The following is a 15,920-nucleotide window of genomic DNA, read 5'->3' as shown; positions in this document are numbered from 1 at the left end:
CTAAGTTAACTTAGAAACGGTAAGTCAAGTTAACTGCAACAGTATCATCAGTGCCCAGGCCCAGTGGATTGTTGTCTTCATCCAGTAAGTTAATCTGGTAGTCAACATAGGCAAACATGTTTTTGTTAATATAGTAAGTCACACCGATTTCAGCATATTTCAGCAAATCTGCATCGCCAACAACTGCCAGTTCTTTACCTTTAGACTGGACATAAGCGATGGACGGGCGAATGCCATTTTCGAACTGGTATTGAGCGACCAATTCAACGTTCTGGGTTTTATTCGCAATCAGTGCTTTATATGGCGTCATGTTCAGCGTTTCGCCGTACATTGCTGCGATGTAAACTTGGTTTGCATCATATTTCAGTGCAGTAGCCCAAGCCTGAGCTTTATCCCCTGTTGCACTGTCAGCCAATGTTTTTTGGCCTAAGGTCCGATTGGAAGAAGAGTATGCACCCGCAAAGCCGATACCGCTGCCTTCGATGTCTTGGTAATCAACAGACAAACCAAAACCGTCGCCATTAGCCTTCTGGATTGCGCGCTCATTCTTAGTGGTATCTCCATCGTCATTACGACCTTGATACTGAGCTGCAACATTCAAACCTTTAACCAGGCCGAAGAAGTCAGAGTTACGGTAAGTTGCCAAACCAGTAGAACGACCTGTCATGTAGTTGTCGGTATAAGCGATTGAGTCGCCACCGAACTCTGGCAGCATATCGGTATAGGCCAGCGCATCATAAACTACACCATAGTTACGGCCGTAATCGAAAGAGCCAAACTCAGCAAATTTTAGACCAGCAAAACCCAAGCGGGTTTTATTGCCTTTGTCGCCCTGTGATTCTGCATTTTTAGCGGCTACGTTATATTCCCACTGGCCGAAACCGGTCAATTGGCTATTAATCTGTGTCTCACCCTTAAAACCGAAACGCACATAGGTATCGTCAGCGTTATTATGGTTTGAGAAAAGATATTTAGCGGCTACGCGGCCATAAAGATCCAGCTTATTGCCGTCTTTATTATAAATCTCTGCTGCATTTGAAAGAGTAGGAACGATACTCAAGGTGGCCGCCAAGGCCAGTAAACTGCGCTTCATCATTAATTTTCCTTTAAATTTTAATAAAACAAACCCATCGGGCTGAATTAAATTTTCAGCCTCATAAAAGTTAGTTTTTAATTTTTTATAGTTACCTGTCTTGTAAAGCGAAGAGACATTAGCATTAAGCACAAAAAGTTAAAACGGTAAACTTGTAGAAACATAGGTATAAACAGGTAATCAATTGTAACAAAATATGTTTAATGGAACCTTCCGTAACTGATTGATTATATTTATTTTTAGGTAATTATATATAACCAAAATAGTGCATAAGCACCAAAATGGTGCGAAAACATTTCAGTTTGTTTCTTTTTTTTCTATTCGGATATCATATTTGTGAAATGGATCGAATATCACAGTTCCAATGCGATTTTTTATATATCTAAAGTAATTAGATGACTATTTAAAGTACAAATAGAGAGTAATGTCATGTCACCTTTGGTGCAATAACATAAAAATTAAACATTAGGGACGTTAATAGGGTTATAGAAAGTATGAATTTGTTTGGTTATTAATTATCGGTATTTTCATTAGAAGTGTATTTTTTATAAAAATCGCAATAAGAAAAACTTTAATTTAATGCATAAAAAATGAACTTCCATAGCTAAAAGCTCATTTCCTATAGGTTAGAAACAATATACCACTTAAAATTTGGCTTAAGTTGTAGTTCTGGTGGTGATATTACCTCAAGTAACTATCTATGGCGGTATTGGTAACACGGCCTTATTTATACCGTTGGTATCTCACTCTTATCCATTCGTACCAACATAATCCCTGCACGTAATCCAAGGGCTACCTGAGGGTTTGGAAACAAGATCCACTCATCTTCATGTTTAACACGGTAATACTCACCGGATTGCTCCGCCAGCAGTGTACCTTGCTTAAAACGAGTAAAATTAACCGTATCATTGTCAACCCACAGTTTAAAATCAGGATGTTGTTTTAGCAGTGATTTCACCACGCGATAAAACACCATTCCTCCTGAGGGTTGTACAGGCAATGGTTCCCCACTAACTAATGAACGTAATCCCCCGACTATATGCGTAAATTCAGCTAGCTGATTTTCGCCAAATGGTAGCGCTTTTCCCAACTCAAGCGTACAACTTGCGGCCTGGCAGTGCTCACTACTAAAATGAGCAAAGGTCCCCCCTGCCGAGGTATGCATCACTAATGCATCCAGTTGAATATCTTGTAACCACCGTAGCATTACTGCGCTATAGGGTGTTGTTTGATAAGGCAACAATCCAAATCGAGTATGATGAGATTCACGAATTGCCGTGTGTAAATCGTAATGCTGGCGCGTCAGTTGACTCTCTGCTCGGAAAAACGCCGACACAGCTTGCTCAATAATTTCAACCCGTCGGGTTTCATTACTGGGAGGATAACGCCGGTGCCGCCCGCCAAACATACGGTTGATATCTGCTGAGAGGAAACGTTTGCCGGCGCTTATCGCCGCTGGATTGCCAAATATGACTAACAAACGGACGGCCAGCGTTAATTCACCCACTAACAAATCTGACACCAATTGATTCAAAATCTCAATCGGGGCCGTTTCATTTCCGTGGATACCGGCAGATAACACCACTGACTGGGTGTAATTGCCAGAAGGTGTCAACATCAGTATCCCGTCATCGAGCCATTGCCACTCGATACTCAGCGTCGCGCCACGGGTCTGTTCTGGCGGATGGCCCGAGAGTGTTATCGCCAGGAAATCTAGCATCATCGTTCCTTCTAATTCTGCTGGAACGGATATACCGAGCCAATATTAAGTATCCGTGTCAATTCATCCAATGCCTGCCGCCCTTCTTGTAATAACTGCGGATCAGCCAAGTCTTTAAATTGCAAATGATCACGATAATGTTGGTCGACCCAATTATTCAGCGTCACAAACAGCGCCGGTGTCATCATTACTCGACTATTAACAGCTTGTAACTCTGTATCGGTCAAGGCAACACGCAAGCGTAAGCAAGCAGGCCCCCCCCCATTACGCATGCTCTCGCGTAAATCGAATACTTTGACACTGTCAATCGGACCACCGCTATTGATTAATTCCGACAGATATCGCCACACGAACGGGTTTTCTTGTGCCTCCTGCGGAATAACCAACAACATTTTACCATCCGGTTTACTCAATAACTGGCTGTTAAACAGATAGCTTGATACTGCATCAGCAACCGACACCTGCGCGTCAGGGACCTCTATACTGATCAACTGTTGTTCAATGCTACCCATTTTACGGCGAATCTCATCCATAGCTTGAATGCCAGGAATGAATGCATGCTGATGATGGAATAACACATTCTGATTGCTGACAGCGATGACATCATTGTGAAAAACCCCTTGGTCGATCACTGCGGGGTTCTGTTGCACAAAAACAGTTCGGTCTGGTGCCAGTTGATGCAGTCGAGCCACTGCTTCGCTGGCCTCTCGCGTTTGGCGAGCAGGGTATCGGCTAGGATTTACTCCGTTTTCCAGTGCGTTGCGGCCATAAACAAAGACCTGAACCGCTGGCAAGCCATATTCTCCCCCCAGACGATTATGATTAGCCGCACCTTCATCACCAAACAATTCCACAGCAGGTAGTGCATCGTGATGAACAAAGTGACGATGGTTATTAAAAACGCCTTTGAGTAAAGCCGACGTGGTTTCGGCCTCAATTGCACGGTGAAATTTGTTATTTAAATTGGCCACAGTAAAATGCACTCGCCCATCCGCGCTATCCGCAGAAGGTGAGACCGTCGCCGAATTCGCCGTCCACATTGATGATGCGGAACTTACCGCAGATAATAGACGTGGAGATTTACGTGCCACTTCACTCAATACTTGTTCATCTGAACCACTAAAGCCCAACTGACGCAAAACGCCTATGGCTGGTCGCTCCTGTGGTGGCAAAATACCTTGTTTATAACCTAAATCGGCTAATGCTTTCATTTTCAGCAACCCCTGCCGCGCAGCCAGGCGAGGGTTGGAAATACTGTTTTGATGCGCAGTAGAGGCTTCATTACCAAATGACAATCCAGCATAGTGATGTGTCAGCCCAACCAATCCATCAAAATTAACCTCATATCCTGCCATCGTATTCTCCATTCATGGCTCAATGGCTATCGGGCAAATCGAAAGAGATACCCGGTGACAATGTTGCTGGTAGCGTCAAACTTTCGCTTTCGAGTGATGCCATTGGCCAGGCACAATAGTCGGCAGCATAGAAGGCACTTGGTCGATGATTACCTGATGCCCCAACCCCGCTAAAGGGTGCAGCACTTGATGCGCCGGTCAACGGTTTGTTCCAGTTAACAATACCGGCTCGGGCTTCCAATAACAGTTGTTCAAATTGTTGCCGGTCCTCAGAAACCAGACCTATCGCCAAACCGAACCTGGTTTGATTAGCAATGTGTAATGCTTGCGTAAAATCGCCATAGCGAATAACGCTGACCAGTGGGCCGAAATACTCTTCGTCAGGGACATTGATACCAGTAATATCAATGATCCCCGGCGTCAGCACTGCACTTTGGCTATCTGGGCGGGTCATGGCTAATAATGGCTTGCCACCTAAATCCAGCAAATGTTGTTGCGCTGCCAGCATTTTTTCTGCTGCTTGTGATGAAATCACCGCTCCCATAAAGGGTGCTGGCTGCATATCCCAGCGCCCGATACGCAGGGCTTTGGCAATAGCGACAAAACGCTGTAAAAATGCATCGCCTTCAGCGCCAGATTTAACCAGTAGACGGCGCGAACAAGTGCAGCGTTGACCGGCTGAGATAAAAGCCGACTGAATAGCAAGATTTACTGCCGCATCACAGTCTGCTATCTGCTCAACAATCAATGCATTATTGCCACCCATTTCCAGTGCCAGGATTTTTTCCGGTTGGCCGGCCAGTTGGCGATGCAAGTGATAACCGGTATGGGCGCTGCCGGTAAACAACAAACCATCAATATCATGTTGCGCAGCAAGGGCTTCGCCTGTTTCACGCCCACCTTGTACTAAGTTTAATACCCCGTCAGGCATACCTGCCTGCTGCCACAATTTGACGGTTTCTTCTGCCGTCTTTGGTGTTAGCTCACTGGGTTTAAATACCACCGTGTTACCGGCCAGCAATGCAGGAACGATATGCCCATTAGGGAGATGCCCTGGGAAGTTGTAAGGGCCAAATACTGCTAATACACCATGAGGACGGTGTCGTAACACGGACATACCATCAGCCATCGGTGTTTGGCTACTCCCGGTTCGGCTTTGATAGGCTTGCAACGAGATAGCCACTTTGCCAATCATTGCTTGCACCTCTGTCAGTGTTTCCCAGAGTGGCTTACTGGTTTCCAAACTGATAGTGCAGGCCAGTTGCTGTTTATACTGCTCAAGTAATGCAGCAAAACGCTGTATCACCACGACCCGCTGTTCCAGCGATGTACGCGCCCAAGCAGGGAAAGCCTGCCGTGCCGCACGACAAGCCATTGCGACATCATGGCTGTCTGCGGCGCGCGCCTGCCACAATAATTGCCTATCTATGGGGTCAAGTTTGTCGAAATGCGCGCCGTTACCGGTGCGCCATTCCCCTTGAATAAACAGTGCTGGGTGAGTCATTTTTTAATCTCCGGGGCAAAAAGGCTGACTATCCGAACCGTATCACCGGCTACGACACCCAGCGCTGCCGCATTTTTAGTCGTTAAATGCAGTAGCTCGTCTGAAAGATGAGTAGTAATCAATATTGAGCGAAAATATTGATAGCTGTCATTAGCCACTAAATAGGCAGTGCCACTCGGGTCAATATCGATGTCATCAATAACCACGATTCGCTTACTGCTGTCGCGCACCGCCCGCACGTCATCTGTGTTGGCCTCCAGTGTTGGACCGCCATCAAAGATATCCACATATCCCTGATATTGCAGGCCTTCGGTTTCCAGCACTGCACGTGCGGGAGCCGTATGTGGATGGACCTGCCCAATGACGGCCCGCGCCTCTTCTGCCAGAAAATCCACATATAACGGGTGTTTTGGCATTAATTCAGCAATAAACGCTTTCTGCCCAGTACCACTGAGATAATCAGCTTTAGCAAATTCAATGGCAAAGAAATGCCGCCCCACATTTTCCCAAAATGGCGAACGCCCCTGTTCATCGGTATAGCCACGCATTTCCGCAATCACTTTGCGGGAGAAATACTGGCGGAATGCGGCAATGAAGAGAAAACGTACTTTTGATAAGAAGGGGCCATTTTTATCTTTACGGTATTCAGGATCGAGAAACAAGGTACAGAGTTCGCTATACCCAGTGTGATCATTGCTTAAAAACAGGGTCGGTACCGATTTGTACACATTGAGTGTTTTGGATGCATGAACCAACGTGCCGACACGGAAGTTATACCAAGGGTCATGCAAACCAACAGCCACCTCAATAGCACTAACGCCCACCACTTTTTCTCGCTCACTGTCTTCCAGAACAAACAAATAGCCCTGTTCACCCGCAGCCAAAGAACCTTGCCAGGTATTTAACGCGCGCTCAATTCGAGCGGCGAGGTGTTCTTCATTTTGTGGCAGTGAAGTCATGCCAACGCCAGTTTTACCTGCCAATTCAAGGATATCGGCCAGATCACGGCGTTCTACCGGGCGAACTATCATCATAGTCAAGGTCCCTTGCTTACTGCATCAATGTTATGACTTAACCTGTCGACAAACCTGTTCAATACCCATGGCAAGCCGGGCTAAGCCCTCTTTAATATCCTGTTGAGAAATAATCAGGGACGGAGCAAAACGCACCACATTCGGACCCGCAATCAAAGCAATAAGCCCGTACTGTGCGGCAGCCTGAACAATCTCTTTGGCCTTCTCGTCATAATCCTTGTGAAGCACACAGCCAATCAGCAACCCGCGCCCACGGATTTCAGAAAAGACTTTGTGGCGGGCGTTTATTTCAGCCAATCCAGCCAAGAACCACTGATGCCTCTCTTTTACGCCTGCGAGGAGTTCTGGTGTGTTGATAAGAGACAAAACAGTACCCGCCACGGCACAAGCCAGTGGATTACCGCCGTAGGTAGTACCATGACTGCCGACATTAAGTGCGCTGGCATATTTGGTCGTCGTTAACATTGCCGCAATCGGGAAGCCGCCCCCAAGTGCTTTGGCACTGGTCAGCACATCAGGCGTTACACCGTAATGCATGTAGGCATAAAGTTCTCCGGTACGGCCAACCCCGGTTTGTACTTCATCAAAAATAAGTAATGCGTTATGACGATCACACAAAGCTCGCAAGCCATGTAAGAACTCGCTATCAGCGGGTAGCACACCACCTTCCCCCTGAATCGGTTCCACAATGACAGCACAGGTTCGGTCATTAATCAGTTCCTCCGCTGAGGCGATATCATTGAAAATACCGTGGCTGATCCCCCCCGGTAGCGGAGCAAAGTCTTGCGAATATTTCGGCTGCCCGCCCGCAGAAACGGTAAACAGCGTCCGGCCATGAAATGCATTCCTGAATGCCACAATCTGGTTCTTTTCGCCGGCAAGCCCTGGCTTATTACCGAAATTATTCAACGCATATTTACGGGCCAGTTTCAGTGCCGCTTCATTGGCTTCAGCCCCAGAGTTACAAAAGAAAACTTTCTCGGCGAAAGTGGCATCAATCAATTGTTTTGCCAGGCGCAGTACCGGTTCATTGGTATAGCCGTTACCCAAGTGCCATACTTTTTCTGCCTGCTCAATCAGTGCTGCTTTTACTGCCGGATGCCCATGTCCCAAGGCATTTACGGCGATACCACCAGCAAAATCGATATAAGATTTGCCCTGCTGATCCCACAGTGTCGCGCCTTCCCCTCGCACGATAATAAAATCTGCTGGTGCATAGGTTGGCACGATCCATTCATCAAAAGACTGTCGGGTAACGGGGATTGGGTGTTCCATAGTGGCCTCTTTGATCAGCGTAAATATGGGGTTGAGAGACTCATCGTTTGAGGTCACCATACCCCAACAAAAATCTCTTATTCTGTTAACAATAAAGAATGAAATATATTCACCTGATATAAAGTGTACAGCAGCTTTCATGCCACACCAGTCACAATGTGAATAAAATGTACAAATTCCATTAAAACAATAATTTAAATTGCATAGTTATGCAAAACACTCGCATTCATACTGAACTTTAGCGAAGAGAAAAGCCATTTTCGTGGGTTTGAGTAGAAATTATATGCATTTGACATCAATTTTGATTTTTGCTCTGTCAGATCACATTACAGCAACACAAAAATAACAATTAAGCTTTCCAACGCCCTATAAATGGGCAGTGAATGCATCAATTAAGTGCATTTCTCCTGCTAACAAGGCCGGTGATACGAAAGGATTTACTCCGTTTATGCATAATGGAATGAGGGATATTGCAGAAATAGCGGCAGAAGATAATGCTGTTATAGCTCCATTTTCTGGAGCCAGGTAAATATACTCATAGCGGAAATTAGATGGTTATCGACGCGAGCGGCTATTATCTATGACGCTGGTGAGTTGATTAATCAGTTGCGCCAGTATGCGGATGGCTTGTTCGCTCTGTTCCGACCAGGCAAACGAAGCATTCAGGCGAAAACAGTGATCAAACTGACTGCCCGTGGTAAACATTCTCCCCGGCGCGATGCTAACCCCCTGCGCCAACGCCCGCCGATATAACTCACTGGCATTAAACGGCGGTTCCAACTCCAGCCAAAGGAAATATCCCCCGGCAGGATGGCTGATTTTGACATTTTTAGGAAAATGCTCAATAACCGCCTGATGCAGCGTATTGAGCCGCTGTTCCATTAAGCGGCGCAGGCGGCGCAGATGAATGTCATATCCCCCCTGACTGAGATAATCTGCAATCGCTAACTGAGTCGGCACACTGGCCGAAACCGTACTCATCAGTTGTAAGTGCTGAATTCGCTGCGCATGTTCCCCTGCTGCGACCCAACCGACACGGAATCCCGGCGCCAGGCATTTAGAAAACGATGAGCAATGCAGAATTTGCCGATGCTGATCGAGTGCTTTGGCTGGCAACGGCCGCTCCGCACCAAAGTACAACTCACCATAAACATCATCTTCAATCAACGAGATATTATTCTGCTGTAGCAGGGCTACGAGCCGTTCTTTCTGCGGCCAGGACATCGTGCAACCCAATGGATTTTGAAAATGTGTCATCAGCCAACAAGCTTTGATCGGGTATTGGTTAATCACCTGTTCGAGCGCATCGAGGTCCATACCCTGTTGTGGGTGGGTTGTAATGGCAATCGCTTTTAGCCGCAAACGCTCGATCGCCTGTAATGCACCATAAAATGCGGGTGACTCAATCACTACCCAATCTCCGGGCTGCGTAACCGCTTGCAAGCTCAGACTTAGTGATTCCATCGCACCCGCAGTGATAACAATTTCTTCAGGGGAGACATTCATTCCACTGGCGGCATAACGCTGAGCTATATTGCGCCGCAAACTTTCGTTACCCGGTGGTAAGTTAGTCACTGAGCTTTGTGGTGATATCTTACGTGCGACGCTGGCCAGCGCCCGTGATAATCGGAGTTGTAACAATAAACTCGGATCGGGAAATGCCGAGCCAAATGGCATTATTGCTGGGTCTTTCCCTGCCTGTAGTACATCAAAAATAAAGGCATTAATGTCTACCTGTTCATCCAGATGCAGTTTTTTCCCTCGCTGTGGCTGGGGTAATTGTGTCGGCCGTGAAGCAACATAATATCCCGACTGCGGCCGGGCCACGATCCAACCTTGGCTTTCTAATAGCTGATAGGACTGCACTACGGTCATCAGACTTAATCCTGATTGTTTACAACTTTCCCGCAACGAAGGCAGCTTGTCACCCGCCTGCCAGACCTTGGATTGTATTTGTGCCCGGATTTGCTGAGCTAACTGTTCATATCGAGTCATAAGCCAACTGTTATAGGTAAGATTGAATTAATTGTCACTATTATAGCCACTTTAACTTATGGTTAACTAACTGCCAAGTTTACTCCGCCAAATAATCGCCTGTTGTCACTACCTGTTATCGGGATAACTAATACCGGCGTGATTCATTTTATAGATTAATGAGGCAGCACCATGTTTGCAGCGAGGTCACTATGTTTGGCTTAACCGCTCTAGAGTTGGCCAGAATCCAATTCGCTTTTACCATCTCATTCCATATCATCTTTCCAGCCATCACTATTGGGTTGGCCAGTTTTCTTGCGGTGTTAGAAGGTTTATGGTTAAAAACCAAAAATGAGGATTACCGCGACCTCTATCATTTCTGGTCAAAAATATTTGCCGTTAACTTTGGTATGGGTGTGGTATCTGGTTTGGTCATGGCCTATCAATTCGGCACTAACTGGAGCTTTTTTTCAGAATTTGCCGGCAGTATCACCGGCCCGTTGCTGACATATGAAGTACTGACCGCGTTCTTCCTTGAAGCCGGTTTCCTTGGGGTGATGCTTTTTGGTTGGAACCGCGTTGGGCCGGGTTTGCATTTCTTTGCAACCTGCATGGTGGCATTAGGCACGTTGATGTCTACCTTCTGGATACTCGCCTCCAATAGCTGGATGCAAACCCCCCAAGGCTTTGAAGTTATTAATGGGCAAGTGGTGCCTGTCGATTGGTTGAAAGTGATATTCAATCCATCCTTCCCCTATCGGTTACTGCATATGTCCACGGCTGCTTTCCTTGCATCGGCATTCTTTGTCGGCGCCTCTGCCGCCTGGCATTTACTGCGTAAACGGGATACACCCGCGATGCGGAAAATGCTGTCAATGGCAATGTGGATGGCGTTGATCGTTGCCCCACTACAGGCGGTTATTGGCGATGCCCATGGCTTGAATACACTGGAATATCAACCGGCTAAGATTGCGGCGATTGAAGGGCACTGGGAAAACAAGCCCGGAGAACCCACGCCACTCATTCTGTTTGGTTGGCCAGACATGAAGCAGGAGAAAACCCATTTTGCGCTGGAAATTCCTTATTTAGGCAGCTTGATCCTCACTCACAGCTTAGAAAAACAGATCCCAGCATTGAAATCTTTCCCAGTGGAAGATCGTCCGAACTCAACCATTGTCTTCTGGTCCTTCCGTATTATGGTCGGATTAGGCATGTTGATGATCTTGGCCGGTATCTGGAGTTTATGGCTACGCTGGCGTGGCAGCTTATACCAATCGCGCCCTTTCCTCTATTTTGTGCTGTGGATGGGACCCTCGGGCTTAATTGCTATTCTGGCCGGTTGGTTCACCACCGAAGTCGGCCGCCAACCGTGGATAGTCTATGGTTTGCAACGCACCAGTGATGCGGTTTCATCTCATGGCGAAATGCATATGAGTATCAGCCTGCTGGTCTTTATTGTGGTTTATGGTTCGGTATTTGGGGTTGGTTACGCTTACATGATGCGGCTTATCCGTAAAGGGCCAAAAGCGCATGAAGGTACCCAGCAACAACCCGGCGGACCCGGTCAGCCGAATACGCCATCACGGCCACTGTCGGCAGTAAGTGAGTCATTTAGTTCTGACAACCACCAAAGCAGGAGCTAATTATGGGTATCGATCTTCCACTGATTTGGTTTGTCATTATCGTTTTCAGTACCATGATGTATGTAGTGATGGATGGTTTTGATTTGGGTATCGGGATCCTGTTTCCACTGGTAAAACACAGCCGTGATCGGGACTTGATGATGAACAGCGTCGCCCCCGTGTGGGATGGTAACGAAACCTGGCTGGTTCTTGGAGGGGCAGCCTTATTAGGTGCTTTCCCGTTGGCATATGCAGTTATTCTGGATGCACTGGCAATTCCTCTTACCCTAATGTTATTGGGTTTGATCTTCCGTGGCGTAGCCTTCGAATTTCGCTTTAAAGCCAGCGCTGAAAAACAGCATATCTGGGATAAAGCCTTTATCGGTGGGTCATTGATTGCCACCTTTACTCAGGGCATAGTGGTCGGTGCTTTTATTCACGGCTTCCCGGTAACGGGGCGGAGTTATAGTGGCGGCCCATTTGACTGGTTGACACCTTTTGCTCTGTTTTGTGGCTTCGGTCTGGTTATAGCCTATGCACTACTCGGCTGTACCTGGCTCATTATGAAAACCGAAGGACATGTGCAACAGGTCATGCATAAGCTAGCCACACCACTGACATGTGTAATGCTGCTCGTTATTGCCATCATTAGCCTGTGGACACCGCTTGCACATCCACAAATTGCGGCACGCTGGTTTACGCTACCCAATCTTTTTTTGTTCTTACCGGTGCCATTATTGGTAGTCCTGGCTAGTTGGGTATTACTGCGCTCAGTTAAACGGGGTGGGCATTATGCCCCCTTCCTATTGACGTTATTGCTGGTGTTCCTTGGCTATAGCGGTTTGGGTATTAGCATTTGGCCTTATCTTATTCCGCCATCCATTACTTTGTGGCAAGCGGCAGCTCCGCCGCAAAGTCTGGGTTTTATGCTGGTCGGCGCACTCTTTATTATTCCTATTATTTTGGTTTACACCTTCTGGAGCTACTACGTATTCCGAGGGAAAATCCATCACGATCAAGGTTACCACTAAGTACCAAGTGGATAATGACAATCATGGGCTAGTTCGCTGGCCCTGATATGTTCTTATAGTGAATATTAGAATTTGTATGCATGAGACTTATATGTCTGAAAATAAAACGATAAAATCACAAACAGCCCTTCAGCCAACTGAACAGCTAAAATCGCCTTGGTGGAAGAAGATCGGCTGGATGTTACTTATTTGGTGCGGTAGCGTACTGACTTTATTCGCAGTTTCTATGTTGTTTCGTATGATGATGACTGCGGCCGGCATGAAGTCCCATTAACGCTTACATGACACGATGAACATACGGTAAGGTTGCCACGTTTATTGGTCAAAGGAATATTATGTTATGAAACGTTACCTCATCCCCTTGGTTAATCAGATAGCTTTACTGATGATGCTACTGGGTTTACTGGGCCTTGCCGGTATGACTATCTCGTCATGGATGGCGCAAAGTATTCAGGGTAACGCGCATGCCATCAACAAAGCAGGCTCGCTACGCATGCAAAGCTACCGGCTGCTTTCAATGGTACCGTTAAATAATGGTGATTTGCCCTACCTGGTTGCACTCGAGCAGGATAAAACCAGTAGCGACTTACAACATGCGTTACAGCGAGAAGGGTTAACCAGCCAATATCAACAAATAGAGCGTTACTGGCAAACCACGCTAAAACCACAGTTGCTACAAGCTAAACATCCCGATGACGTTGCCGTCAACGTGGCAGACTTTGTCCACCAGCTAGATGCTCTGGTATTAGCCATTGACCATAAAACTGAACAACGCTTGTTATTGGTTACCATGATTCAACTGGTGTTCATTGTTCTGACAATGAGTTTACTATTGGCCACTATCTATTATTTGCGCCGCCGCATACTGCGTCCATGGCTGCAATTAATCTCCATGGCGAATGCGATTGGTCGCGGTGATTTCAGCAAACGCTATACGCTGTCTTATCAACGAGATGAAATGGGAATGCTGGGTACCGCATTGAATCGAATGTCGCAGGAACTTTCTTTGATATACAGTGACTTGGAGCAACGAGTTACTCAAAAAACCGCTGATTTACAACAAAAAAATCAAGTATTAGCCTTTCTATATCATAGTAGCCGTCAATTACATACCCACCAACCATTAAGCGAGCGCTTAGTTCCAATTATCGAGCAGCTACAAACACTGACACCATTGGAAAATGTGCAGATCTGTTTATATGAAAATCATCTTTATCGCGATCATCTCGCTGATAACGCCGATGGCGAATATCTGCCGCCCCAAAACAGCCCGGCACAACTCACTATTAGCAGCTCATCTGGCGGAGTGAGTAGTGCTGTTTTGCGGGAATCTTTGAGTTGGAGTCTGAGTGATAAGCTTGGTCAATATGGGTTGCTACTGGCAAAACTACCCACTGATAAATCACTCAATTCAGATCAGCAGCAACTGATCAATATGCTGGTGGAGCAACTGAGCAGTACATTGGCACTGGAAAGCCAAGCCCGGCATCAGCAGCAATTATTATTGATGGAAGAGCGTTCAGCCATTGCCCGGGAACTGCATGACTCCATCGCCCAGTCGCTTTCCTGCCTCAAAATTCAAATCAGTTGTTTGCAGATGCAAGCGCCCGACATGCCGGAACCCAGTAAACTTTTAGTACAGCAAATGCGCGATGAACTTAACATCGCCTACCGCCAGCTACGTGAATTACTGACGACCTTCCGCCTGAAGCTAAATGAGGCAACATTACAAGCGGCACTTCAGACTTTGGTAAATGAATTCAGCGAGCGAGCCAGTTTACCCATTACCCTCGAGTTTAACTTGCCGTCAGACTGTGTCCCCGACCATCAAGCCATTCATATGGTTAACATTGCCCGTGAAGCACTGAACAACATTTATAAGCATGCTCACGCCAGTATCGCCACAGTCAGGGTTACTGTTGAGCAAGGTGATGTCATCATGTCCATCCGCGATAACGGCTGTGGGATTGGACAGGCCAGCGAGCGGCCTAATCATTACGGTTTGATCATTATGCAGGATCGGGCAAATAGCCTGAATGGTGACTGTAACATCCGCCAACGGGACGATGGCGGAACAGAAGTTCAGGTGCGATTTGCTCCAGATAATGACTCTCTTGACTGATGCTTTCTGTCCAGATGGCCTATCTCTACCGCTTCGTGGCTAGATCTGGTAATCAATCACCACCTCATCTGCTGCCTCTGCCAACACTTTCTCTTTAATATCATGCAAAGAAAGTGTTGGATTACAGAGCTGTATAAAGAACCAAATGAAGTTACGTTGTAACTGACCTCGTTTTAGCCCTAGCCAAACAGTATTAGCATCAAACAAGTGTTCGGCATTTAGTCGTACTAACCCTTTATCACGATGTGCCTCGTAGGACATATCCGCCAGAATGCCGACCCCCATGCCGAGTTCAACATAGGTCTTAATTACATCAGAATCTTGTGCACTGAGTGCAATATCGGGTGTCAGTCCAGCATTTTTGAAGGCATTGTCCAAACGTGAGCGGCCAGTAATCCCCTGACGATAGGTAATCAATGGCAACGTACTCAGCGTTTCAAGGGTGATATTAGGGTCTTGTGTTAGCGGGTGATTATCCGGCACGACAATAGCGTGGTGCCAGCGATAATAAGGAAACGTGGCGACAGACTCGTCACTCATTAATAGTTCAGTAGCAATACCAATATCCGCTTCACCGGAATGCAGCATGGCTGCAATCTCTTGCGGGTTCCCCTGGCTAATAACTAACTTAACTTGCGGGTATAACAGGCGGAATTCTTTAATCACCCGAGGCAAACTGTAGCGAGCTTGAGTGTGTGTGGTAGCAATATGCAACTGTCCACTATCATTATTGCTGAATACATCAGCCAGACGGCGGATTTGATTAGCATCATTCAGCATGCGTTCGGCTACTGTCAGCAACTCCTTGCCCGGTTCAGTCATCCCGAGCAACCGTTTTCCTCGTCGAACGAAGATCTCAATACCCAATTCTTCTTCTAGTTCGCGAATATGCCGGCTAACACCCGATTGTGAGGTAAATAAAGTATTAGCCACTTCGGTCAGGTTATAGTTGCAACGGGCTGATTCCCGAATAATTTTAAGCTGCTGGAAATTCACATTTAGCCCCTTTTGATTTCACTCTATTTGGTAGATAGATTTACGGGGGAAAATGGCCACCAACAAATACAAAAAAACCGTTGCTTATGTTTTTTTGTGCTAAGTAAAGCTTATGGCATACGTAAATCACTATACTATGGTGGTAAAAATTGAAATAACCCAAATTATCAAAAAGATAGGGGAAATAGAGGGGC

Annotated in this window: 12 protein-coding genes; 4 read left to right on the top strand and 8 right to left on the bottom strand. The window is 46.5% G+C overall.

Features of this window, described 5'->3' with window-relative positions:
* Positions 1-10: 10 nt before the first annotated feature.
* The 7 genes from ACWJJO_RS09820 to ACWJJO_RS09790 form a co-directional block, all read right to left on the bottom strand.
* Entirely contained in the window at positions 11-1,096 is a 1,086-nt protein-coding gene (locus ACWJJO_RS09820; protein WP_481090970.1) for a porin, read from the bottom strand.
* Between the two features lie 724 nt (positions 1,097-1,820).
* Positions 1,821-2,813 carry a succinylglutamate desuccinylase gene (gene astE / locus ACWJJO_RS09815; RefSeq protein ID WP_481091576.1) on the bottom strand — a complete coding sequence of 331 codons (993 nt, stop codon included), beginning with the start codon at positions 2,811-2,813 and terminating at the stop codon, positions 1,821-1,823.
* Positions 2,814-2,824: 11 nt separating this feature from the next.
* Positions 2,825-4,168 carry an N-succinylarginine dihydrolase gene (astB, locus tag ACWJJO_RS09810; RefSeq protein ID WP_372569108.1) on the bottom strand — a complete coding sequence of 448 codons (1,344 nt, stop codon included), beginning with the start codon at positions 4,166-4,168 and terminating at the stop codon, positions 2,825-2,827.
* 19 nt (positions 4,169-4,187) lie between these two features.
* Positions 4,188-5,672 carry a succinylglutamate-semialdehyde dehydrogenase gene (gene astD, locus ACWJJO_RS09805; RefSeq protein ID WP_481090969.1) on the bottom strand — a complete coding sequence of 495 codons (1,485 nt, stop codon included), beginning with the start codon at positions 5,670-5,672 and terminating at the stop codon, positions 4,188-4,190.
* Complete coding sequence (gene astA, locus ACWJJO_RS09800) at positions 5,669-6,706, bottom strand: arginine N-succinyltransferase (protein ID WP_481090968.1); 1,038 nt, start codon at positions 6,704-6,706, stop codon at positions 5,669-5,671. Before astA ends, astD begins: the two co-directional genes overlap by 4 nt.
* Before the next feature lie 30 nt (positions 6,707-6,736).
* On the bottom strand, positions 6,737-7,981 hold the full coding sequence (locus ACWJJO_RS09795) for an aspartate aminotransferase family protein (RefSeq protein ID WP_102970427.1): 1,245 nt from the start codon (positions 7,979-7,981) through the stop codon (positions 6,737-6,739).
* Positions 7,982-8,536: 555 nt separating this feature from the next.
* Positions 8,537-9,976 carry an aminotransferase-like domain-containing protein gene (locus ACWJJO_RS09790; RefSeq protein WP_481090967.1) on the bottom strand — a complete coding sequence of 480 codons (1,440 nt, stop codon included), beginning with the start codon at positions 9,974-9,976 and terminating at the stop codon, positions 8,537-8,539.
* 191 nt (positions 9,977-10,167) lie between these two features.
* On the opposite strand from ACWJJO_RS09790, the gene ACWJJO_RS09785 reads away from it, so the two are divergent.
* The 4 genes from ACWJJO_RS09785 (at position 10,168) to narX (ending at position 14,730) form a co-directional block, all read left to right on the top strand.
* Complete coding sequence (locus ACWJJO_RS09785; RefSeq protein ID WP_083159052.1) at positions 10,168-11,598, top strand: cytochrome ubiquinol oxidase subunit I; 1,431 nt, start codon at positions 10,168-10,170, stop codon at positions 11,596-11,598.
* A 2-nt stretch (positions 11,599-11,600) separates the two neighbouring features.
* A complete protein-coding gene (gene cydB / locus ACWJJO_RS09780; protein ID WP_442820940.1) occupies positions 11,601-12,608 on the top strand; it encodes a cytochrome d ubiquinol oxidase subunit II in 1,008 nt (335 codons plus the stop codon).
* A gap of 91 nt (positions 12,609-12,699) precedes the next feature.
* Entirely contained in the window at positions 12,700-12,882 is a 183-nt protein-coding gene (locus ACWJJO_RS09775) for a DUF2474 domain-containing protein (protein WP_227746537.1), read from the top strand.
* 66 nt (positions 12,883-12,948) lie between these two features.
* The gene (narX, locus tag ACWJJO_RS09770; protein WP_481090966.1) at positions 12,949-14,730 is read left to right on the top strand and encodes a nitrate/nitrite two-component system sensor histidine kinase NarX; all 1,782 of its coding nucleotides are present in this window, start codon (positions 12,949-12,951) and stop codon (positions 14,728-14,730) included.
* 39 nt (positions 14,731-14,769) lie between these two features.
* Here narX and cbl read toward each other — a convergent pair whose 3' ends face one another.
* Complete coding sequence (gene cbl, locus ACWJJO_RS09765) at positions 14,770-15,726, bottom strand: HTH-type transcriptional regulator Cbl (protein ID WP_083159056.1); 957 nt, start codon at positions 15,724-15,726, stop codon at positions 14,770-14,772.
* Between the last annotated feature and the right edge of the window lie 194 nt (positions 15,727-15,920).

The organism is Yersinia antarctica (genome assembly GCF_056636475.1).
The sequence above is the reverse complement of the archived record's forward strand: the minus strand, read 5'-3'. Positions and strand labels throughout refer to the sequence as shown.